This window comes from Bradyrhizobium sp. R2.2-H (assembly GCF_004346455.1).
Taxonomy (GTDB): Bacteria; Pseudomonadota; Alphaproteobacteria; order Rhizobiales; family Xanthobacteraceae; genus Bradyrhizobium; species Bradyrhizobium diversitatis.
In genome coordinates, this window is sequence record NZ_SMBR01000004.1 from 495,685 (window position 1) to 514,202 (window position 18,518).

21 protein-coding genes are annotated in these 18,518 nt (G+C 63.5%); 8 read left to right on the forward strand and 13 right to left on the reverse strand.

What is annotated here, in order from left to right; genetic code table 11:
• Positions 1-74: 74 nt before the first annotated feature.
• The 5 genes from EDE08_RS13330 to EDE08_RS13355 all read right to left on the reverse strand — a co-directional run bounded on the left by EDE08_RS13330 (position 75) and on the right by EDE08_RS13355 (position 5,410).
• Entirely contained in the window at positions 75-1,889 is a 1,815-nt protein-coding gene (locus tag EDE08_RS13330) for a long-chain-acyl-CoA synthetase (protein ID WP_131869024.1), read from the reverse strand.
• A 383-nt stretch (positions 1,890-2,272) separates the two neighbouring features.
• The gene (locus tag EDE08_RS13340) at positions 2,273-2,578 is read right to left on the reverse strand and encodes a DUF3551 domain-containing protein (protein ID WP_502700594.1); all 306 of its coding nucleotides are present in this window, start codon (positions 2,576-2,578) and stop codon (positions 2,273-2,275) included.
• A gap of 9 nt (positions 2,579-2,587) precedes the next feature.
• Positions 2,588-2,869 carry a DUF3551 domain-containing protein gene (locus tag EDE08_RS13345; RefSeq protein ID WP_131869023.1) on the reverse strand — a complete coding sequence of 94 codons (282 nt, stop codon included), beginning with the start codon at positions 2,867-2,869 and terminating at the stop codon, positions 2,588-2,590.
• A 129-nt stretch (positions 2,870-2,998) separates the two neighbouring features.
• Positions 2,999-4,876 (reverse strand): molecular chaperone HtpG, encoded by a 1,878-nt coding sequence (gene htpG / locus EDE08_RS13350; protein ID WP_131869022.1) that lies wholly within the window; start codon positions 4,874-4,876, stop codon positions 2,999-3,001.
• Between the two features lie 111 nt (positions 4,877-4,987).
• A complete protein-coding gene (locus EDE08_RS13355; RefSeq protein ID WP_131869021.1) occupies positions 4,988-5,410 on the reverse strand; it encodes a hypothetical protein in 423 nt (140 codons plus the stop codon).
• 566 nt (positions 5,411-5,976) lie between these two features.
• Here EDE08_RS13355 and EDE08_RS13360 point away from each other — a divergent pair.
• Positions 5,977-6,174, forward strand: coding sequence for a hypothetical protein (locus EDE08_RS13360; protein WP_131869020.1), 198 nt, complete (start codon positions 5,977-5,979; stop codon positions 6,172-6,174).
• A 213-nt stretch (positions 6,175-6,387) separates the two neighbouring features.
• On the opposite strand, the gene EDE08_RS13365 is transcribed toward EDE08_RS13360, so the two are convergent.
• Both EDE08_RS13365 and EDE08_RS13370 read right to left on the reverse strand, forming a co-directional pair.
• A complete protein-coding gene (locus EDE08_RS13365) occupies positions 6,388-6,624 on the reverse strand; it encodes a hypothetical protein (protein WP_131869019.1) in 237 nt (78 codons plus the stop codon).
• A gap of 45 nt (positions 6,625-6,669) precedes the next feature.
• The gene (locus EDE08_RS13370; RefSeq protein ID WP_131869018.1) at positions 6,670-7,488 is read right to left on the reverse strand and encodes a Crp/Fnr family transcriptional regulator; all 819 of its coding nucleotides are present in this window, start codon (positions 7,486-7,488) and stop codon (positions 6,670-6,672) included.
• Positions 7,489-7,710: 222 nt separating this feature from the next.
• Here EDE08_RS13370 and EDE08_RS13375 point away from each other — a divergent pair, with 222 nt between their 5' ends.
• The 3 genes from EDE08_RS13375 (at position 7,711) to EDE08_RS13385 (ending at position 11,132) form a co-directional block, all read left to right on the forward strand.
• Positions 7,711-9,678, forward strand: a complete 1,968-nt coding sequence (locus EDE08_RS13375; protein ID WP_131869017.1) for a sensor histidine kinase — start codon at positions 7,711-7,713, stop codon at positions 9,676-9,678.
• Positions 9,675-10,337, forward strand: a complete 663-nt coding sequence (locus tag EDE08_RS13380; RefSeq protein ID WP_131869016.1) for a response regulator — start codon at positions 9,675-9,677, stop codon at positions 10,335-10,337. Before EDE08_RS13375 ends, EDE08_RS13380 begins: the two co-directional genes overlap by 4 nt.
• 507 nt (positions 10,338-10,844) lie before the next feature.
• Positions 10,845-11,132, forward strand: a complete 288-nt coding sequence (locus EDE08_RS13385; protein WP_502700597.1) for a BA14K family protein — start codon at positions 10,845-10,847, stop codon at positions 11,130-11,132.
• A gap of 148 nt (positions 11,133-11,280) precedes the next feature.
• On the opposite strand, the gene EDE08_RS13390 is transcribed toward EDE08_RS13385, so the two are convergent.
• Positions 11,281-11,466, reverse strand: coding sequence for a hypothetical protein (locus tag EDE08_RS13390; RefSeq protein WP_131869014.1), 186 nt, complete (start codon positions 11,464-11,466; stop codon positions 11,281-11,283).
• A 145-nt stretch (positions 11,467-11,611) separates the two neighbouring features.
• The gene (locus EDE08_RS13395) at positions 11,612-12,211 is read right to left on the reverse strand and encodes a nuclear transport factor 2 family protein (protein WP_131869013.1); all 600 of its coding nucleotides are present in this window, start codon (positions 12,209-12,211) and stop codon (positions 11,612-11,614) included.
• A gap of 27 nt (positions 12,212-12,238) precedes the next feature.
• Between EDE08_RS13395 and EDE08_RS38425 the strand changes: the two genes are divergently transcribed.
• Entirely contained in the window at positions 12,239-12,466 is a 228-nt protein-coding gene (locus EDE08_RS38425; RefSeq protein ID WP_165935858.1) for a hypothetical protein, read from the forward strand.
• Positions 12,396-13,169: an energy transducer TonB family protein gene (locus EDE08_RS13400; RefSeq protein ID WP_283811639.1), complete on the forward strand. Its 774-nt coding sequence runs from the start codon at positions 12,396-12,398 to the stop codon at positions 13,167-13,169. Before EDE08_RS38425 ends, EDE08_RS13400 begins: the two co-directional genes overlap by 71 nt.
• 69 nt (positions 13,170-13,238) lie before the next feature.
• On the opposite strand, the gene EDE08_RS13405 is transcribed toward EDE08_RS13400, so the two are convergent.
• A complete protein-coding gene (locus EDE08_RS13405; RefSeq protein ID WP_028179299.1) occupies positions 13,239-14,045 on the reverse strand; it encodes a response regulator in 807 nt (268 codons plus the stop codon).
• A gap of 218 nt (positions 14,046-14,263) precedes the next feature.
• Here EDE08_RS13405 and EDE08_RS13410 point away from each other — a divergent pair, with 218 nt between their 5' ends.
• Positions 14,264-14,497 carry a NepR family anti-sigma factor gene (locus EDE08_RS13410; RefSeq protein WP_024337325.1) on the forward strand — a complete coding sequence of 78 codons (234 nt, stop codon included), beginning with the start codon at positions 14,264-14,266 and terminating at the stop codon, positions 14,495-14,497.
• On the forward strand, positions 14,497-15,045 hold the full coding sequence (locus EDE08_RS13415; protein WP_018316216.1) for a sigma-70 family RNA polymerase sigma factor: 549 nt from the start codon (positions 14,497-14,499) through the stop codon (positions 15,043-15,045). The genes EDE08_RS13410 and EDE08_RS13415 overlap by 1 nt, the downstream gene beginning before the upstream one ends.
• A gap of 100 nt (positions 15,046-15,145) precedes the next feature.
• Here the strand turns inward: EDE08_RS13415 and EDE08_RS13420 are convergent, their stop codons facing one another.
• From EDE08_RS13420 to EDE08_RS13430, 3 genes are all read right to left on the reverse strand, one after another.
• A complete protein-coding gene (locus EDE08_RS13420) occupies positions 15,146-15,844 on the reverse strand; it encodes a nitroreductase (protein ID WP_131869011.1) in 699 nt (232 codons plus the stop codon).
• Between the two features lie 141 nt (positions 15,845-15,985).
• Positions 15,986-17,230: an acyl-CoA dehydrogenase gene (locus EDE08_RS13425; RefSeq protein WP_131869010.1), complete on the reverse strand. Its 1,245-nt coding sequence runs from the start codon at positions 17,228-17,230 to the stop codon at positions 15,986-15,988.
• Between the two features lie 9 nt (positions 17,231-17,239).
• Entirely contained in the window at positions 17,240-18,484 is a 1,245-nt protein-coding gene (locus EDE08_RS13430; RefSeq protein ID WP_131869009.1) for an acyl-CoA dehydrogenase, read from the reverse strand.
• Between the last annotated feature and the right edge of the window lie 34 nt (positions 18,485-18,518).

Sequence of the window (18,518 nt, forward strand, 5' to 3'; positions counted from 1 at the left end):
TTTACCCGACAGAAGTAAATGGCCTCTTGGACAATTCAGATAAAATTGGACCCATCTTGCGGATTTTGTTGCCGTTACAACCGGATCGTGCCGTCTGCGATCCCGGCAAATGTGCTGGAATCGAGCGCGACATAGGCGCCGGATTTCGGGTCGAGCATGAATAACGGATCGGAGATCGCAGCCGGGTCAAATCCCTCGCGCGCGAGATCGCCCTTCTTCTGCTTGAACGTCTCGGTCGCATCGAGCTCGCGCGAGATGCGAATGAAGACTGGCCGGGCGTAAGCCGGCAGGCGCTGCGCGAGATGCGCAGGCAGCGCGGCGATGTCAAAGCCCTCGTTCACGACGATCGCGCTCATGCCGGCGCGGCCGTCGGCGCCGGGGATGGCGACGCCGTAGGTGGTGGCGTCAACCACGCCGGCGAAATCGCGCACGGCGTCGTTCACCTCCGAGGTCGCGACGTTCTCGCCCTTCCAGCGGAAGGTGTCGCCGATGCGGTCGACGAAATGGAAAAAGCCCTTGTCGTCGATCCGCATCAGATCGCCGGTGCGGAACCAGGCATCGCCTCTGGCAAAGACGTTGCGCAGGACCTTCTTCTCGGTCTCGCCCGCATCGGTGTAGCCTTCGAAGCGGCCGCCGCCCTCGTCCGCGGTGCCGATGCGGCCGATGGCTTCGCCGGCCTCGCCGCGGGCGCACGCGATGCAAAATCCCTCGTCATTGCGCAGCGGCACGCCGCTGCCGGGGTCGAGCTTGACGAGACTGGCGGGAAAGCGATGTGCCAGCAGCGGCGGAATGCGCCCGATCGCGCCCGGTTGCCCCTCGACATTGAACAGCGAAAAATTGCCTTCGGTCGCCGCGTAGAATTCGAGGATGCGCGGAATGGAAAAGCGCGCCTGGAAATCTTCCCAGATGTCGCCGCGCAGACCGTTGCCGCAGACGAGCCGCAGGCGGTGCCGGGTCTCGTATTCCGACGGCGCCGCCTTCAGCAGATAGCGGCAGAGCTCGCCGATATACTGGAACAACGTGCAGTCATGCTGGACGACGTCGAACCAGAAATGCGAGGCCGAGAATTTTTCCGCAATGGCGACCGAGCCGCCGGCAGCCAGCATGCTGCACGGCGCGACAATGCCGCCGACCGAGTGGAACAGCGGGAGACAATCGTAGAGCCGGTCCTGCGGAGTCGCGCCGGTGAGGCCGGCGAACCAGAAGCCCCAGTTGAGGATACGGCGGTGGCTGATGCTGGCCGCTTTCGGCAGGCCCGTGGTGCCCGAGGTGTAGATCAGCAGCGCGCGGTCATCGATCGTGACGTCGCCATGTTCGTCCGACGAGAGCGGGCCGTCGTCGAGGACGGCGAGAGCGACATCGATCGCGCGCTGGCTGCGGGCATCGCCGTGGGTCCAGACTTTGGGCTGCGCCTTCAGATGCGGCGTTGCGCCGTCCAGCATCTCCGTCAGCTCGTGCGCCAGGATAATGTGCGCCGGTCTTGCGACGTCGATGCAATGCGCCAGCGACTGTCCCACCAGCTTTGTATTGAGCAGCGCCACCACGCCTCCGACGCGGCTGATGCCGAGCCAGGCCGCGAGATAGTCGATGCCGTTCGGCATGATGAGGGCCACGGTGTCGCCCTTGGCTACTCCGGCCGAGCGCGCCCAGCGCGCGTAGCGATTGATGCGCTTCGACAGCCCTTGATAGTCGAGACTTGTGTCAGCCGTAACCAGCGCGACGCGGCCGGGCTGGCGTTGCGCCCAATCGTCGATGACGTCCGCAAACAGACGCCCGGGCAACGCCTCGATCCGCGCAGTGAGCTCGATTGCCTTCAGCCAGATCTTCGAAGCCGACGGTGCGTGTACGGTTTTCGGCTGCTCGATGACGCCGGTGGTCATATTGTTCACTCTTTCGGGCCGTCTGCTTGTGTCCGGCAGCTTAGCCCGCGCGCGCTGCCCAGGTGTTAAGAGACAAGGTAAAACTCCGTTAGTGCAGGATTAACTCTAGCGATCCTTTACCAGGCCGGCGGGATTGGCGTGCAGCCCGGTGCCATTCTTGCGACAGCGAAGTAAGCGAAGCCGAGCGGGAAGCCTCCCCTCTCCCTCGACGCCGGGATCAAGGCCCGCATCGCCGACCTCGGCGCGATCCCGCTACACGGCAATGCCCATGAGTTCGGCAGCATGCTGACGGCGGAAGCCGATCGCTGGCGCAAAGTGGTCGAGCTATCTGGCGTGAGGAGGGAGTGGCGGGAGGCGCTAGGCGGCCTTCGCCAAGCAGGAAATTCCTTGCTCTACCATCCCTTGTGCTGACCGCTTCGCCTGTGACGCGGGTGCGGCGGCGCGGTGACCGGGTAGTACGGGTTGAGGTCACAGGTCGCAGCGCGTCCCGAGGCGGTCGCGCGGCACTGCGGCAGCGAAGTGAAGGAGCAGTCGTACCAGTCCCCGCCACCGCCATTCGCACCGGAGTAGACGTGCATGCAGACGGGATAGCGGGGATCGAAGGTTTGCCCATGCGACGGCGCGGCGGCGAGCGAGACACCGACGGCCATGGCCAGGCCGAGCCAACCACGCGAGGCGAATATCCGAGGAGACCGCATCGCAGACCGCTAATGCTGTTTCTTGTGGCGCCGGCGCGGCGGCGGGGGCGGTTCGTTGAAGGCGTAATAGGGGTTGAGGTCGCAGCTCGCCGAGCGGCCCGACGCGGTCGCACGGCACTGCGGCAGCGAGGTGAAAGAGCAGTCGAAATAGTCCCCGCCGCCACCGCCGAAGCCGCCGGGCGTATAGACGTGCATGCACACCGGATAGCGTGGATCATAGGTCTGGGCACTGGCATCTGCCGCGACGAACAGCGTGGCAATCGCGGTGAGGGTCAAGATCGGCAAGCGCATGGACGCATCCTCGAGTCGGTGGCCGCCGGCGGATCGGGGGCCGACGGTTCCATATGGCATAACATCACGGCGGACGCGACTGTTCCTGCAAATAGATGACAGCAAGGTGAGTAGGGTGGGGCTGCGGCGCTAGGCGCCGAGCCCCTGCAGCACGAGCCGATTCAGCCTTGCCGCGAACGCGGCCGGGTCTTCCGGCAATTCGCCGTCCAGGATCTGCGCCTGTTCGAGCAGCAGCAGGCTGAGATCGTCGACGACCTTCGAGCCGGCTTGCGCCTTGGTGACCGCGGTGACCAGCGGATGGCGCAAATTGATCTCGAGGATCGGCCTGGTCTTCATGCCGCGGTTCTGCTGCGACAGGATGCGCTCGAGCTCGCGGCTGGGCCCCTGGCTGTCGGCGACGAGGCAGGAGGCCGAGCTCGTGAGGCGCGTTGAGGCCTTGACATCGCTGACGCGCTCTCCGAGCGCGGCCTTGATCACGGCAATGGTGGCCGCTTCGTCCGCGGCCGGCTCATCCTTCTTCGCCTCGTCCGCCTCGTCGACGCGCGGAATCAGGTCGAGATTGAGATCGCCCTGGCTCAGCGACTTCAGCGGCTTGCCGTCGAACTCCGACGGCATCGAGGTCCAGAAGGCATCGACCGGATCGGACAGCAGCAGAACCTCGATGCCGCGCGCGGTCGCAGCTTCCAGCCGGGGATTGGATTTCAACCGCTCGATGCTGTCGCCGACGAGATAATAGATCTCGGTCTGGTTCGGCTTGAAATCGGCGATGACCTGCTTCAGCGAGCGCTTCTCGCCCGACGTGGTGGTGAAGCGCGACAGCGAGAGCAGCTTTTCGCGCCGCTCGAAATCCTCGTAGATGCCTTCCTTGAGCACCGCGCCGAAGGCGTCCCAGATCTTGGCAAAATTCTCCGGGTCCTTGTCGGCAAGACTTTCGAGCTCGGACACAACCCGGGTCGCCACGGCTTTGCGGATCTGCGCAAGCTGCGGATTGTTCTGAAGCATCTCGCGCGAGATGTTGAGCGGGAGATCCTCGCTGTCGACGACGCCGCGGATGAAGCGCAGATAGCCCGGCAACAGATCGGCATCGTCGGTGATGAAGACGCGCCGGACATAGAGCTTCACGCGCCCCTTGCGGTTAGGCTCGAACAGGTCGAACGGCTTGGTCGAGGGCGCGAACAGCAGCACGGCGTAGGAGTAGCGGCCCTCGGCGCGGTAGTGCAGCGTCATCGCGGGATCGTCGAAGGCGGAGGCGATCTGCTGATAGGCCTTCTTGTAGTCGTCCGCCGTCAGCTCGGATTTCGCGCGCTGCCACAGCGCGCTGGCCGAATTGATCTGGCGCGGCTCGCCCTCTTCGGGCACGAGCTCGATGGGGAACAGGATGTTGTCGGAATAGGCCGTGACGATGCGCTCGATCTCGTAGGTCTCGAGATACTTCTTGGCGTCGTCCTTCAGGTGCAGGACGATTTCGGTGCCGCGCGTCACGCGCGCCGCGTCCTCCTCGCTGGCACGGGCGATTTCGAAGCCGGAGCCACCGGACGACGTCCAGGTCCAGACGTCGCTTTCGCCGGCGCGACGGCTGATCACGACGATCTTCTCGGCGACCATGAAGGCTGAATAGAAGCCGACGCCGAACTGGCCGATCAAGCCGAGGCCGTCCTTGGCCTCCTTCAGCTTGGACACGAACGCCTTGGTACCGGAGCGGGCGATGGTGCCGAGATGATCGATCAGCTCCTGCCGCTCCATGCCGATGCCGTTGTCGGCGATCGCAAGCGTCTTGGCCGTCTTGTTCGGGATGATGCGGATCTTGAGCGCGTCGCCCTCGCCCAGCAGGGCGGGACTTGCGATGGCCTCGTAGCGCAGCTTGTCGCAGGCATCGGAGGCATTGGAAATGAGTTCGCGGAGGAAGATATCGGTTTCCGAATAAACGGAATGCACCATCAGGTGCAGCAGTTCGGAAACTTCGGCCTGGAAAGGCTGCGTATGCACAGCCGTATCTGACGTCGTCATGCGCTTACCCGGTCAAAACAAAGGGAGGAACCCGGATATAGCGCGAGGCAACGGCGGATCAAGAGGATGTGAAGCATCCGCCCGGAAGGCTCCCGTCAGGGGAGGCGCGGATCAGGTCACGCAACGGCCGGGCTGGAGCAGCTTCGCGACCTCGGTCAGGGAGCTGACCATCGGCTCACAGGCGATCGTCGGCCGGGTGCGAACCTTCTGCTGGTTCAGGAGCAGCACCGGCGGCTTGGCGTTGCCGGTCTCGATCACCGCCGGGACCCGCAGCAGCACCGACGTATCGGCGAGGTCGTTCAGCCGCATCGACACCGTGCGGGTCGCAGCCGGCGCCGGCTTGATCTCGGCGAGCCGGTCCGCCTTTGCGGTGCGATTGACGTTGTGGCTCGGGGCGAGGTTCGCGCTGCGGCTGGAGGTGTCGGCGAGAGCCTGCCAGCGACCAGCCAGGTCATGGCCGGAGGCCAATTGCACAGCACCGAGCGTGGCGACGGTCGCAATGGCGCCTAAAAATACCTTTTGAATCTGTGACATGGCTGTCGATCCCTCGCCCCATGGCGATCACGGGAACAACGCCGCCACAGGATCGGCGGTTCTCAGCCGTTACGATCACTTAACCGTGTGCGAAAAATGCCGCAGGTCGGCGAAATATTTCGCAAGCCATGGAACGACTCCGACGGTCGGGAGTCGTCTCAGCAGCCGGCTATTCCCCCCTGCCCCATAAGCCGGCGACGTAGGGCGCGACTGTGGTGATGCCGGTCGCGCCTTACTTTTGTCCGCAAGCCCCCCCCCGGGAGATTCCGCTGAAAGCGCCAGAGCACGCTCGGCGGAAGCCGGCAATGCGCGCATTTCGCTGCACCATCGCGGCGTGGGGAATTTCCTGACTGCCCGGGGAGTCAGCCCGACTAGCCCGGAGGCCATTTGAACTCCAGCTTTACGGAGCACCGCTGCCATCCCGGGAGACTGGATATGACATTGTTCGTGCGATCGAAAATCGGCAGCTGGCTATCCACCGGCCGAGGTGACGGCCCCCGCGTTCTGTTGCCCGGACCGGGAGCCCCCCGGGCCGCGCGCAACATCCCGGCGCACGCCGGGAAATCATGGCGTCGGACGACCATCTTCCAAACTATCCTCGACCGGGTTTGGGAAGCGGTCTTGGCGCGCTACGTGTCATCCCGCACATCGAAGGCACGCGAATGATCGGAATTGTGGTCGCCTGCATGATGTTCTTCAGCGCCAGCATTCTGGTGGCGCACCTGATCGACGCCATCAACGGTCCGGCCGAGGATTCGTCTTAGGCGTTACCGCTTCGTATCGCTACGTAGAGGCAAGCGATCAAGGACGCGAGGAGCACAGCAAGCCGACGTCGGAAGAGCCGAGGTACCACTCACGAACTTCTTGCGGTGGGGCGAAACGGCATCCTGGCCAGATCCGCGCGGCGCAAAGCGTGTTCGGCCGCCTCATTCCGCAATATCTCAATATGCCGAATGGGTCGACGGGCCGAAGGTCGGTCAGACGACCGCTTTCAATCGTGCACGCAGCTTCAGCCGCTCCGCGGCACGCGCGACAGCCGGATCATAAATTACGAACTCGATCATATTCAGGAGCTCGTGCTGCTCGGACCTGCATGTCGGGCCGGCAGCTCCGGCCGACGCAAGCAGGCGCTTGGTCTCCTCAAGCGCCTCTACAAGAATTTCCGCATCAGACTGCAATTTACCATTTCCAACGATCGTGGACGCCAGACTCATGCCGCATGCCCTCCTTTTGCACAAGCCCCACGCAAAACCCTGAGGTCAAGGATGCGCGACGCGCAACGCGATCGGTCCCAACAAAGAATTCTCGTGGGCGGATCGAATGACGCGGAAGCAGTCGCAGGATGCCTGCTCCAGGCGGGTCTCATCGACGATTACCGTTCGCCCGCGGCTCCGCCGGATCAGACCGTTTGCCTCCATGTCCCCCACCGCGGTCGTAATGCCGGCACGGCGTACGCCGAGAGCTTGCGCCATGCATTTGTGAGTCAATGCGACCTCGTTGTCTCCGATCCGATCGCGTGCGACCAGCAGCCATCGGGCCAGCCGCTGGGACAGATTGTGCCGCGAGTTGCATGCGACCAGCTGAGCGCTGTGTATCAGCGTTGCCTGGACGTAGCGCAGCAACAGTTTTTCCACCTCTGTGTCCGTCTTGATCAACGCGATCAAGGCGTCGGTTTGGATCCGCAGCGCCTTTCCAGGGACGTGAACGGTGCACCGGTGCGGAGAGACCCGCATTCCCAGCACCAGGGGGACGCCGACGAAGTCCTTTTTCCCCAGGGTATGGATCTCAACAGGCGGGCAATCTCCGGCCCGGGTCGTGAGCGACGCCGCGCCGGACTCGATGAAGTATGCGAATTGCAGGGGAAGACCTCGCTCCTGCAGCACCTGTCGTGCCGTCAAGCGGATCGAATCGCAGCGGTCCAGGAGCGATCGACGCGACCGAGGCGAGAGGTGCGCGATGAGGTCGTTGCCCAAGGAGGGAGGCGATGCGTCGCGCGCCTGGGGAGCGATCCTCGACACGATCGACGAAGCAGTCCCCGAATTTCGCGCGTCTTTCTTTACAAGATCCAATTCGAGCATGTGCCATCTTTCGGTTGCCGTTTGACCAATCATGGGGAGCGGCTCACGTTTGGCCCAGTCGGGCTGAAGGACGGTTCCCGTCAGGAAAAACCTGACAAGCGGCTTTGGCGGGTTGCCGCGGTTTTCGAACCGCGCCTATGCTAACGTGAGGCACCGAGAGTGAGAGCAGTTGTCCAACCAGGTTCGGCACGGGCCGCACAACGTCCGCTGATCCTGCTCGTCATGGCAGCGGCCATTCCGCTCGTTCTGTTCGCGGGCTGGGTCGTTTTCCTGAATGCCCGCCAAGAGCGGACCGACTCGCGCCTCGCCGCTCTCGAAACGCTCGACCGTGTCGTGACGCGAATCTCTTCGGATCTAGCGCTTCAGGTCCAGATCGCCGAGACGCTTGCGGCCTCAGCCAGCCTCGATACTTCGGATCTCTCGTCGTTTTATGTCGAGGCTCTACGCGTCAAGGAAACCAGGCCTCTCTGGGAAACGATTGAGCTGGTCGACCCCAAGGGCAATCAAGTGCTCAATCTGCTACGCCCCATTGGAGCCGATCTCGGGGCAACTGCAGATCGGGAGAATTTCGAGAGAATCCTGACGACCCGCAAGGCGGCGATCGGTGGAATTGGACCTCTGGGTCCGATTTCGGGCAAACGCCTCGTCGCCTTGCGAGCCCCCGTCGAACGGAACGGCGACCTCAGATTCGTCCTGACCGTCGCGCTGGTGCCCGACGCGGTCAGCCAGATTCTGAAGAGCGCGGGGGCGCCGCCTGGATGGGTCGGCGTCGTCGTCGATCGCAAGGGCAACATCGTCGCGCGCACCGTCGCCGAGCAATTTGAACTCGGCCGTCCAGCCAGCGCATCTGTGCGGGAAGCAATCGCCCAGGGGTCCCAAGGCAGCTATGTCGGGACGACGCTCGAAGGGGCCAAGGTCGACTCCATCTACAAGGGACTGCCTGGCACAGGCGGTTGGTCGGTTCACCTCGCCATCCCGACGGACCAGCTCGATGCCCCGGTCCGCCGGTCGGCGATTTTTCTCGCCAGTGGAGGTGCCGTGAGCCTGGCCCTCGGGCTCGCGCTCGTCTGGTTCACGGCGCGCGACATATCGCAGCGACGCGTCGAGCAAGAGGCCCAGGCCGCGCTGGCCCTGAGACAGAGCGAGGAAAGACGACGGCTCATGGTCGATGCGGCGGATCTCGGAGTATTCAGCTGGAACGTGCCGACTGGCGAAGTCATCGCCTCGCAACGGGCCTTGGACATGCTCAAGATCACCAAGAGCGCCGCCACCGGCGACGTGAGCCTGCCCTTCGAGACGCTCCTGACCGGCATCGACCCGGCGGATCGCGCCTCATTCGAGAAAATATTGCTGCAATCCCGCAAGAGCGACGCCGTTGCCGCAGAGTTCCGCACCGCTCCTCCGGACGGCCGCTGGCTGCGCGCCAGCGGGCGCAGTTCGCGGATCGACGGACACAACGCCGAAGTCGTCATCGGCGTGCTCCTGGACATTGACGAGATGAAGCGGGCGGAGTTCGATCGCCAGCGCCTGCTGCGGCGGCTCGGCGACGCCGAGGAGAACGAACGCCGGCGAATCTCCCGTGAATTGCATGATCAGATCGGTCAGACGGTGACCGGGCTGCTGCTGGGGTTGAAGAATCTCGAACAATCGCTCGCGACGACGTCCTCCGATCCGACTCAGGTCGATAAGTTGCACTGGCTGCAGGGGCTCGCCAGCGGCATCGGACGAGACATTCACCAGATCGCTGCAGACCTTCGTCCTACGGCCCTCGACGATCTTGGACTGCACAGAGCCATCGAAGCATTCTGTGTGGAGTGGACCCGGCGCTTCGGAATCAGTACCGACGTCCAGTTGATCGGACCGGCAGACCGCCTCCCGCTCGAAGTCGAGATCGCCCTTTACCGTGCGATTCAGGAAGCTCTCAACAATGTGGCCAAGCACGGCAATGCGCGCAACGTCAGTCTCGTCTTCGACCGGCGAAAGAACGAACTTCGCGTCATCGTCGAAGACGACGGGATCGGCTTCGATCCATCGAAACTGTCGGGCCTCAACGCTTCCAGACTCGGCCTTTCCGTCATGGAGGAGCGGCTGGCGCTGCTCGGCGGATCGCTTACCGTCGAATCCGCGCCCAATATCGGGACGACACTCTTCATGACGGTACCTCTTTCCGGACAGGATGCAGGCTCGTGAAACCGATCCGAATCACGCTGGCTGACGATCATCCGCTTGTCCTGGCAGGCATGAAGGCCTTGCTCGAGCCCGTTCAGGACATCTCCATCGTTGGCGAGGCGACCGACGGGCAGAACGCGATCGACGTCATCGGCAGGGAGCGACCGGATATTGCCGTGCTGGATATCTCGCTTCCGATCATTAGCGGCATCGAACTGGCGCAACGAATTGCGATCGAGTTTCCCAACGTTCGATTGCTGGCACTCACGGTGCACGAGGATCGTGCTTACGTTCAGCCGATGTTGCAGGCCGGCGCACGTGGATATCTGCTCAAGCGATCCGCAGCGGATGAACTGGTGCGTGCCATCCGCGCGATCGCCGAGGGCGGGATCTATCTGGACCCGGCGATCGCGGAGAAAGCGCTGCCATCTCCACCCGGCGATCACGCACCTTCCGAAAGCGCAACTCAGCTGGAGCTCACGCCGCGCGAGGCCGAGGTCCTCCGCTTCATTGCCCAGGGATTTAGCAACAAGGAAATCGCTGCGCGTCTGGACGTCAGCATCAAGACCATCGAAACCCATAAATCGCGAGCCGTCGAGAAACTGGGGCTGCATAAGCGCGCCGACATCGTACGCTACGGCGTCTCGCACGGCTGGCTCGATCATCTATCCAAGGAATGACGACGTGACGATGCCGTGGCAGTCCTCGTCCGCGGCAACGTCCCGGCGCGCGCTCGCATGTCGAAGGGCGCAGCGCTGCGCTTCTCGCGGGACAGACGTCGGCTGGACGGCGGTTCAAGAAGATACGAGTGGGCGAACTTTTCAGCCCGACAGAAAACGGCTCCGGCATAAGCGCCGGAGCCGCACTTGCTTCTGGAAGTAATTCTGTCGGCTCGAATTCTTGTCTTCACCGCGACGACATCCTACGACGGAGCTTCGCAGATGTCAGTGCATATCGGCTCGCAACGTACGCTTCGGTACGGACTCTTGCAGGATCCGACGATGACAGCTTGCTTCGGTACGTGTCCGTACCCGCCTTGACTGAACCTCGGGCCAGTCAATGAATTTACCTGGCGCAGAACGAAACCAACGGAGATTGAAATGCGACATTTGCAAGGGCTAACTGCTGCAGGCGCGCTGCTTGCGGCCACTCTTTGCGTCAATGGCGCGATCGCGGCGCCTCTCGCGATGCGGAGTAAGCCCGGCGCGTCCTCCGACATCGTCGCCGTTCAATGGCGGGGAGGTTGGGATCATCGTTATCATCATCGAGGATGGCGATATGGGTATCCGCACCGCTACGGTTGGGGCCCGGCGCTAGGCGGATTTGCGGCCGGCGCCGCCATTGGGGGAGCGATCGCGAACAGCCGCGCCCAGGCTGCGGAGAACGCAGCATATTGCTCGCAACGCTTCAAATCCTACGATCCGGCTTCGGGCACGTATCTTGGATACGACGGGCGGCGGCATCCCTGTCCGTGATTTGTGCCTCGCGCGGGCGACGGACCTCGAGCAACCGTTCCAACCCCGATCGGAACGTGGTGCTCGACCGGAACGGGATCGATCCGATAGGCGGTTTCCGTCGCTCTCTTGCCACGTCGACATTCGCGCGCGTCGGCGCGCGACCGTGTCAATCGAGAGAGAAAACGACCTGAGCCGTACCGATCGCGATGAACACGAGGATCAGGGGCGGATACAGGACAGACGCGGCCTCGAAACGCAGGAAACGTGGACTGCCGCCCTGCCGGTCGGGCAGCCCGACGTAAATCAGCGCCACGGCAATCACAAGCATAGCCAAGCCGATCGCGAATTCCATGATCTCCTCCTCGACGGTCCCGGTTGAACTTTGCGTGACCTGCTGTCCCGTCGTCAGTCAGGTAAGGTCCATCTGATGTCAGGAAATTCCCGACCCGCAAGCGGCCGCATCCGGCCGTCGGGGATCGTGGCCGATCGTCCGACGCTTAGTTCGCGGTCCCCGCCAGCCAGCCCCGCCCTTCGCCATAGAGCTTCTCGACTTCCGCGCCGGTGAGGCCCGGCATGTCGCGCTTGACCTTGTAGCCGATCAGCTCCTGCATGTAGGCGAGGTGGCGGTAGCCTTCGGGCAGCGCAGCGAGCGCCTCCTGGTCGAGGCGCAGCGTCGCGGCGGGATCGACCGGATCGATCCGGTCCTTCTCGTAGATCGGCTGGCGGCGGACGATGCCCCATTTACCCTGCCGCTTCTCCAGGAAATCGTAGAAGCGTCCCGTGCAGACGACGTCGCAGAGCACGTCGTGCACCAGGGCGCGCTGCGAGATCGTCATCTTGGTCTGGGCGATGGCCCGCTCGCCGGCAAGATCGATGCTGGTGCCGCCGAGGAAATGCAGGATGCGCACGCCCTTCGCGAATCCCTCCTGGCTGACCCGCATGAAATCCCGCGCCGTCCCCTGAAACCAGGTGGCGGACATCCAGCCCTCGTCATGCCAGACCGAGGCAAAGCGCTCCCAGTCGCCGGCGTCGCGCCACACCGCCCAGTTCTCGACGAGGTCGCGGATGGCGAGGCGATCGAGGAGTTGCTGGTCCATGGGGACATCTCCGGGCTTGAGGCTGCGATGAATGCCACCGGTCCGAGATATCAACGGGGCAATTTGGTTGCGGTCAAGCGGATCGGCCTCGCGGTCGTTCCAGCTGGCCACACCGGGGTGAGCGCGATGCGAGCAACGAGCCTTGAAATCAACGTGGCGGCGATTAATATCCGCGACGATGCAGATGAAATTCCTCTTACTCTTGGCTGGACTTCTCGGATTGCTGGCTGCTTTCCCCGCGCATGCGCAGACTGATACACAAACAGAACGCGTGACGGCCTGGAAGGCAAGATTGACCGAACACATTGTCGGTAACAGGTTGTTTCCGATTGAAGCGCCGAGGCAGCCCGGCCATGCCAAGATCAAATTCGTGATCGGCCGCTCCGGCCAGTTGATATCGCGGACGTTGGTTGAGGACACCGGCTCACGGCAGCTCGATGCCGCCGTGCTGGCGATCTTCGATCGCGCCCAACCGTTTCCCGAACCACCGGCCGAGCTGAAGGGAGACAAGTTTTCTTTCACGGTGCCGATCGTCTTCAGCCTCCGTTACTTCCAAGTCCCGCCTTACGGGTTGGCAGCGAGCGAGCCGACGCCCGCCTTCGCATTGTCCGACGCCTTGGACGCCTGGCGCAAAGCAGTCACGGAGCATGTCTGGCGCAATAGGGTGTTCCCTCCGGAGGCCATAGAACGAAAAGGCGATGCCGGAGTCACATTCGTAGTCGATCGCTCGGGCAAATTGATTTCAAACGCTTTGGTGGAAAGCACAGGCTTCGCGCCGCTGGATGCCGCCACGCTCGCCATGGTCGAGCGATCCGTGCCGTTCCCAAAACCGCCGGCTGAAGCGAAGGACGACCTGCAAAGAATATCCGTCTTCATGACTTTCGATGGGATGGGCGGGCCGTGGGCAGACGAAGCCAAGGTGAAGGCCAAGCTCAACGGCCTCTGCCGAGGCTGCTGAATAGAGTACCAGCAAACTAAAAATGGCGCACCTTGCGGCGCGCCATCTTCCGTTCCGATGGAAACTTCCTTACGCCGCCGGCGCCTTCGGCGCGCGATTGCGCGAATTGCGCTGGAAGAACAGGGCCTGGCTCGCCACCGCCGATACCATTGCCGGCTGGAACGGCTTCGAGATCAGGAACGCCGGCTCGGGGCGCTCGCCGGTGAGGAAGCGCTCAGGGTAGGCCGTGATGAACACCACGGGCACCTCGAAGGTGCGCAGCAGTTCGTTGACCGCATCCAGGCCCGACGAGCCGTCGGCGAGCTGGATGTCGGCGAGGATTAGGCCGGGCCGCTTGTTCTTGGCCAGCGCCACTGCATCGGCATGGGTGCGCGCGACGCCGACGACGTTGTGGCCGAGATTCTTCACCAGGCTCTCGAGGTCCATGGCGATGAAGGTCTCGTCCTCGATGATCAGCACGTCGGTGGCAATCTCGGCCGCCATCTCGCGTCCGGCAGCGTCTGCAAGGCGCCGCGTCTCCGCGACGTCGGTGCCGAGAACGAAGGCGACTTCCTCTTCCGAGAAGCCCTCGAGCGAGAGCAGCAGGAAGGCCTGACGCGGCAGCGGCGTGATGTTCGACAGCCGCCGCTCCGGCGGCATCGGCAGGGTCGTCACCTCGGCATCCTCGTTGACCGAGACCGAATTCCAGATCTGTGTGAACAGCCGGAACAGGCCGGCCCGAGGCCCATGGCTCTCATCGAGCACCGACGGGTCTCCCAGCATGGCTTCCAACATGGCTGCGACATAGGCGTCACCGGAGGCCTGGCTGCCGGTCAGGGCGCGCGCGTACCGGCGCAACAACGGCAAGTGTTCAGCAACAAGCTGTGAACGGGACATCCCCACTCCATTCGTCTTCGGGCCAGCCTTGAGGTCAGGAGACACGCGGGGGGCCCGGGTTCCCCTGCTGGACTGACTACGCATCAGCTCAAGAAAAGTTCCGCAGAGCTGGGAACTTTTTCGCGGACCTGGAATTGAGCCTATCCAGGGAACGGCTCCCGGTTGAGAAAACCTCTCGAATTTGCAGTCACTTAACTCGGGGAAACGTGGAACAGGTCATGAAAGATCTCAAGTCTCAAGCCAGCAGAAGCACGACCCCCGGCAAGGGAGGCCTCACTCCGGAGATCCAATCCCGGATCGGGCATCAGTTGCGCGCCATGTACGACGATGTCGTGCGGCAGGGGGTTCCGGATCGGTTCGCAGAACTGATCAAGAAGCTTGATGCGCCGGGAGCGACTCCCCACGTGGAAAATGAGGGTGGATCCAACGACAACAACAATGGGAGGGATTAATGCCTCTCACGGACTCCCTTCGTAACGACATCCTGGCGGCCGTGCCCAGTTTGCGCGCCTTCGCCATCTCGCTCAGCGGCAATGCGGACCGGGCCGACGACCTGGTCCAGGAGACGCTGCTGCGTGCGCTCGCCAACATCGACTCGTTCCAGCCGGGCTCCAACCTCCCCGCTTGGCTGTTCACGATTCTCCGCAACCTGTTCCGCTCCGACTATCGCAAGCGGCGGCGCGAGGTCGAGGATGCCGAGGGCAACTACGCCAAGACGCTGAAGACACAGCCTTCGCAGAACGCGCATCTCGAGTTCGAGGAGTTCCGCACGGCGCTCGACAAGCTTCCGCAGGATCAGCGTGAAGCGCTGATCCTGGTCGGCGCGTCCGGCTTCTCCTACGAAGACGCAGCCTCGATCTGCGGCTGCGCGGTCGGCACGATCAAGAGCCGCGTGAACCGCGCCCGCTCGAAGCTCGCCGCGCTGCTCTATGTCGACGGCGCCGAGGATTTCGGGCCCGACGAGACGGTGCGGGCCGTGATCGGCGGCAGCGGCGGCTGATAGCCGACGCCAATCGGACTCGGACGAGACGAAGACGGCCGTTTCCACGGCCGTCTTCGTGCGCGCCCGATGCGGGTGGCGCCGGGTTCACGGCGCTCGATCACTCGTCAACAAAGGTCACGGTATCGGCCACGCTCGCACGCGAGGTGCGGTAGCTGTTGACCTTGTGCGCATGGTCCGCATAGCCGAACGAAATGCCGCAGACGACGCGGCGGTCGTCGGGCAGATTGAAATGCCGGCGGATCAGCCCGGAATGCCGCGCGAGCGCCGCCTGCGGTATCGTGCCGAGCCCCAGCGCCTGCGCGGCCAGCATGAAATTGCTGACATAGGCGCCGCAATCGATCGCGCCATAAATGCCGAGCGGCTCGTTGGTGTGAATGATCGCCACATGTGGCGCACCGAAGAAATTGTAATTCTCGAGCGCCTGCCTGGCATAGGCCATCTTGTCGCCACGGGCGATGCCGAGCGTGTTGTAGAGCTGGAAGCCGCTTTCGCGGCGGCGCTCCAGATAGACCCCGACATATTCGCGCGGCGGCGTGAAATCGTAGTCATCGCCAAGGCCCTTTGAGGCCTCCGCGTAGATCGCCTTGCGAAAGCGCTCCTTGGCCTCGCCGCTGGCGATGATGACCTGCCAGGGCTGGCTGTTGCACCAGGACGCCGTGCGCTGCGCGGTGGTCAGCACATGCTCGATGGTCGCGCGATCGACGTCCTTGGGAAGAAACGCGCGGACGGAGTAGCGCTCGTTGAGGAGCTCCTCGAGCACGCCGATGCGGTCGGTTTGTTTGACGGGTGCGTCCATGGATCAACTCGCTCTTCGTAGGGTGGGTATGCCGAAGGCGTAACCCACCTCTTTGGTTTCCGCATCGGCGGAGATGGTGGGTTACGCCGAGCAGATGGGCTTCGCCCACCTGCTCGTCTAACCCACCCTACAAGACTGGTATCACCGCCCCTTGGTCGGGATCTTGTTATACGGCACGTCCTTGTCGACGCGAATGTCGCCAGGCAGGCCCAGCACGCGTTCGGCGATGATGTTGCGCAGGATTTCGTCGGTCCCGCCGGCAATGCGCATCGAGGGCGAGGACAGCAGCATCTGCTGAAACTGGCCCTGCACCGTCTCCTCGTCGTTGCCGGTGAGAACACCGGCCGCGCCCTGCAGGTCCATGGCGCAGGTCGCGATGTCCTGGAGCATCAGGCCCGACACGAGCTTGCCGATCGAATTCTCCGGGCCCGGCCGCTCCCCCTTCGACAGCGCCGAGATCGTGCGGTAGCTGGTGTATTTCAGCCCGTTCGACTTCGCCGCCCAGCTCGCAAGCTTCGAGCGCACGGCGGGATCGTCGATGGCGAGGCCATCTTCCAGCATCAGGCTGGAGCAGAACTCGAACATCTCAGGGACGCCGGTCGCCAGCCGCGCGCCGATCGACATGCGCTCGTTCATCAGCGTCGTCAGCGACACGCTCCAGCCCTCGCCGACGGCCCCCAGCCGCTGGCTGTCGGGGATCACGACGTCGGTGAAATAGACTTCGTTGAACTCCTGCATGCCATTCGCCTGCTTGATCGGCCGCACCTCGACGCCCGGGCTCTTCATGTCCAGGAAGAACATGGTGAGGCCTTTGTGCTTGGGCACGTTCGGATCCGTGCGCGCGATCAGGAGTCCGTAATCGGAGTAATGCGCGCCCGAGGTCCAGATCTTCTGGCCGTTGACGACCCAGCTATCGCCCTTCTTCTCGGCGCGCGTGCGCAGGCCTGCAACGTCCGAGCCGGCCGATGGCTCGGAGAACAGCTGACACCAGATCTCCTCACCCGAGGCGAGCTTGGGCAGATAGCGGCGCTTGGCCTCTTCGCTGCCGAAAGCCATCACGGTCGGGCCGCACATGCCCTCGCCGATCTGGAACGGCTGCGTCAGCTTGCCGTAGACGCCCTCCTCCTGCTGCCAGATCACCCGCTCGATCGGCGTGGCGCCGCGGCCGCCATAGTCCTTCGGCCAGTGCAGGCAGGCCCAATTGCCTTCGAACTTCTTCTTCTGCCAGGCCTTGCCGACATCGACGATGTCGCGATTGGCAAGGCGGATGCGGCCGAGCGAAGATTTCGACAGCTCGGCATGGAGCTCCTTCGGCGCGTTGGCATCGATCCATTTGCGCGCGGTCTCGCGGAATGCGGCTTCCTGTGGCGTGTCGTCGAAATTCATGGCGGACCTCTACCCTCTTCCCTTCGTCGGGATCTTGTTGAACGGCACGTCCTTGTCGACCCGGATGTCGCCGGGCAAGCCCAGCACCCGCTCGGCGATGATGTTGCGCATGATCTCGTCGGTGCCGCCTTCGACGCGGGTGCCGGGCGCACGCAGCAGCATGGCCTGGAAACGACCGGCCAGCTCGGCATCCTCGCCGCTGACGACGCCGGCTGCGCCCTGCAGATCGAGCGCGTAGGTCGCAACGTCCTGGATCATCGAGCCGGCGACCAGCTTGCCGATGGAGTTTTCCGGCCCCGGGCGTTCGCCCCTCGACAGCGCCGAGATCGCGCGCATGCTGGTGTATTTCAGCCCGCTCGCCTTCACCGCCCAGTTCGCCAGCTTCGAGCGCACCGCGCGATCCTCGATCGCCGGACCGTCATCGAGCATCAGGCTGGAGCAGTACTCGAACAATTCAGGGAAGCCGGTCGAGACGGCCGCGCCGATCGCGCTGCGCTCGTTCATCAGTGTGGTCAGTGAGACATTCCAGCCGTCGCCGACCTCGCCGAGGCGCTGGTGGTCGGGGATTCGGACATTGGTGAAATAGACCTCGTTGAAGTCGGAGGCGCCGCTCGCCTGCTTGATCGGCCGTACCTCGACGCCAGGGCTCTTCATGTCCAGGAAGAACATGGTGAGCCCCTTGTGCTTGGGCACGGTCGGATCGGTGCGGGTGAGCAAAATGCCGTAGTCGGAATAATGCGCGCCGGAGGTCCAGATCTTCTGGCCGTTGATGACCCATTCGTCGCCGTCCTTCTCGGCACGCGTGCGCAGGCCCGCGACATCCGAGCCGCCGGCCGGCTCGGAGAACAGCTGGCACCAGACCTTCTCGCCGGAGGCGAGCGGCGGCAGATAGGTCCGCTTATGCTCCTCGCGCGCGAACGCCATCATGGTCGGCCCGCACATGCCGTGGCCGATGATGAACATGCGCGAGAGCTGGCCGAATGGCCCCTCTTCCTGCGACCAGATCACGCGCTCGATCGGCGAGGCGCCGCGGCCGCCATACTCCTTCGGCCAGTGCAGGCAGGCCCAGCCGGCGTCGGCCTTTTTCTTTTGCCAGGCTTTTGCCACTTCGAGAATGTTGGCGTTCTTGAGGACGGTGCGACCGAGCGAGGATTTGCGCAGCTCTTCCTCGTACTGCTTTGGCGCATTCGCACTGATCCAAGCGCGCGCTGTGGCGCGGAACTCGGCTTCCTGCGGGGTGTCGTCGAAGTTCATGGCTTTTTCTCTGTTGTCCGTAGGGTGGATTAGC

Bases quoted from the DNA above. Each gene is read 5' to 3' on its own strand.
- EDE08_RS13340 (WP_502700594.1), bottom strand. From the start codon at position 2,578: ATGCGGTCTCCTCGGATATTCGCCTCGCGTGGTTGGCTCGGCCTGGCC.
- EDE08_RS13345 (WP_131869023.1), bottom strand. From the start codon at position 2,869: ATGCGCTTGCCGATCTTGACCCTCACCGCGATTGCCACGCTGTTCGTC.
- htpG (WP_131869022.1), bottom strand. From the start codon at position 4,876: ATGACGACGTCAGATACGGCTGTGCATACGCAGCCTTTCCAGGCCGAA.
- EDE08_RS13355 (WP_131869021.1), bottom strand. From the start codon at position 5,410: ATGTCACAGATTCAAAAGGTATTTTTAGGCGCCATTGCGACCGTCGCC.
- EDE08_RS13360 (WP_131869020.1), top strand. From the start codon at position 5,977: ATGGCGTCGGACGACCATCTTCCAAACTATCCTCGACCGGGTTTGGGA.
- EDE08_RS13365 (WP_131869019.1), bottom strand. From the start codon at position 6,624: ATGAGTCTGGCGTCCACGATCGTTGGAAATGGTAAATTGCAGTCTGAT.
- EDE08_RS13370 (WP_131869018.1), bottom strand. From the start codon at position 7,488: ATGCTCGAATTGGATCTTGTAAAGAAAGACGCGCGAAATTCGGGGACT.
- EDE08_RS13375 (WP_131869017.1), top strand. From the start codon at position 7,711: ATGGCAGCGGCCATTCCGCTCGTTCTGTTCGCGGGCTGGGTCGTTTTC.
- EDE08_RS13385 (WP_502700597.1), top strand. From the start codon at position 10,845: ATGCGGAGTAAGCCCGGCGCGTCCTCCGACATCGTCGCCGTTCAATGG.
- EDE08_RS13390 (WP_131869014.1), bottom strand. From the start codon at position 11,466: ATGGAATTCGCGATCGGCTTGGCTATGCTTGTGATTGCCGTGGCGCTG.
- EDE08_RS13395 (WP_131869013.1), bottom strand. From the start codon at position 12,211: ATGGACCAGCAACTCCTCGATCGCCTCGCCATCCGCGACCTCGTCGAG.
- EDE08_RS38425 (WP_165935858.1), top strand. From the start codon at position 12,239: ATGAATGCCACCGGTCCGAGATATCAACGGGGCAATTTGGTTGCGGTC.
- EDE08_RS13400 (WP_283811639.1), top strand. From the start codon at position 12,396: ATGAAATTCCTCTTACTCTTGGCTGGACTTCTCGGATTGCTGGCTGCT.
- EDE08_RS13405 (WP_028179299.1), bottom strand. From the start codon at position 14,045: ATGTCCCGTTCACAGCTTGTTGCTGAACACTTGCCGTTGTTGCGCCGG.
- EDE08_RS13410 (WP_024337325.1), top strand. From the start codon at position 14,264: ATGAAAGATCTCAAGTCTCAAGCCAGCAGAAGCACGACCCCCGGCAAG.
- EDE08_RS13415 (WP_018316216.1), top strand. From the start codon at position 14,497: ATGCCTCTCACGGACTCCCTTCGTAACGACATCCTGGCGGCCGTGCCC.
- EDE08_RS13420 (WP_131869011.1), bottom strand. From the start codon at position 15,844: ATGGACGCACCCGTCAAACAAACCGACCGCATCGGCGTGCTCGAGGAG.
- EDE08_RS13425 (WP_131869010.1), bottom strand. From the start codon at position 17,230: ATGAATTTCGACGACACGCCACAGGAAGCCGCATTCCGCGAGACCGCG.
- EDE08_RS13430 (WP_131869009.1), bottom strand. From the start codon at position 18,484: ATGAACTTCGACGACACCCCGCAGGAAGCCGAGTTCCGCGCCACAGCG.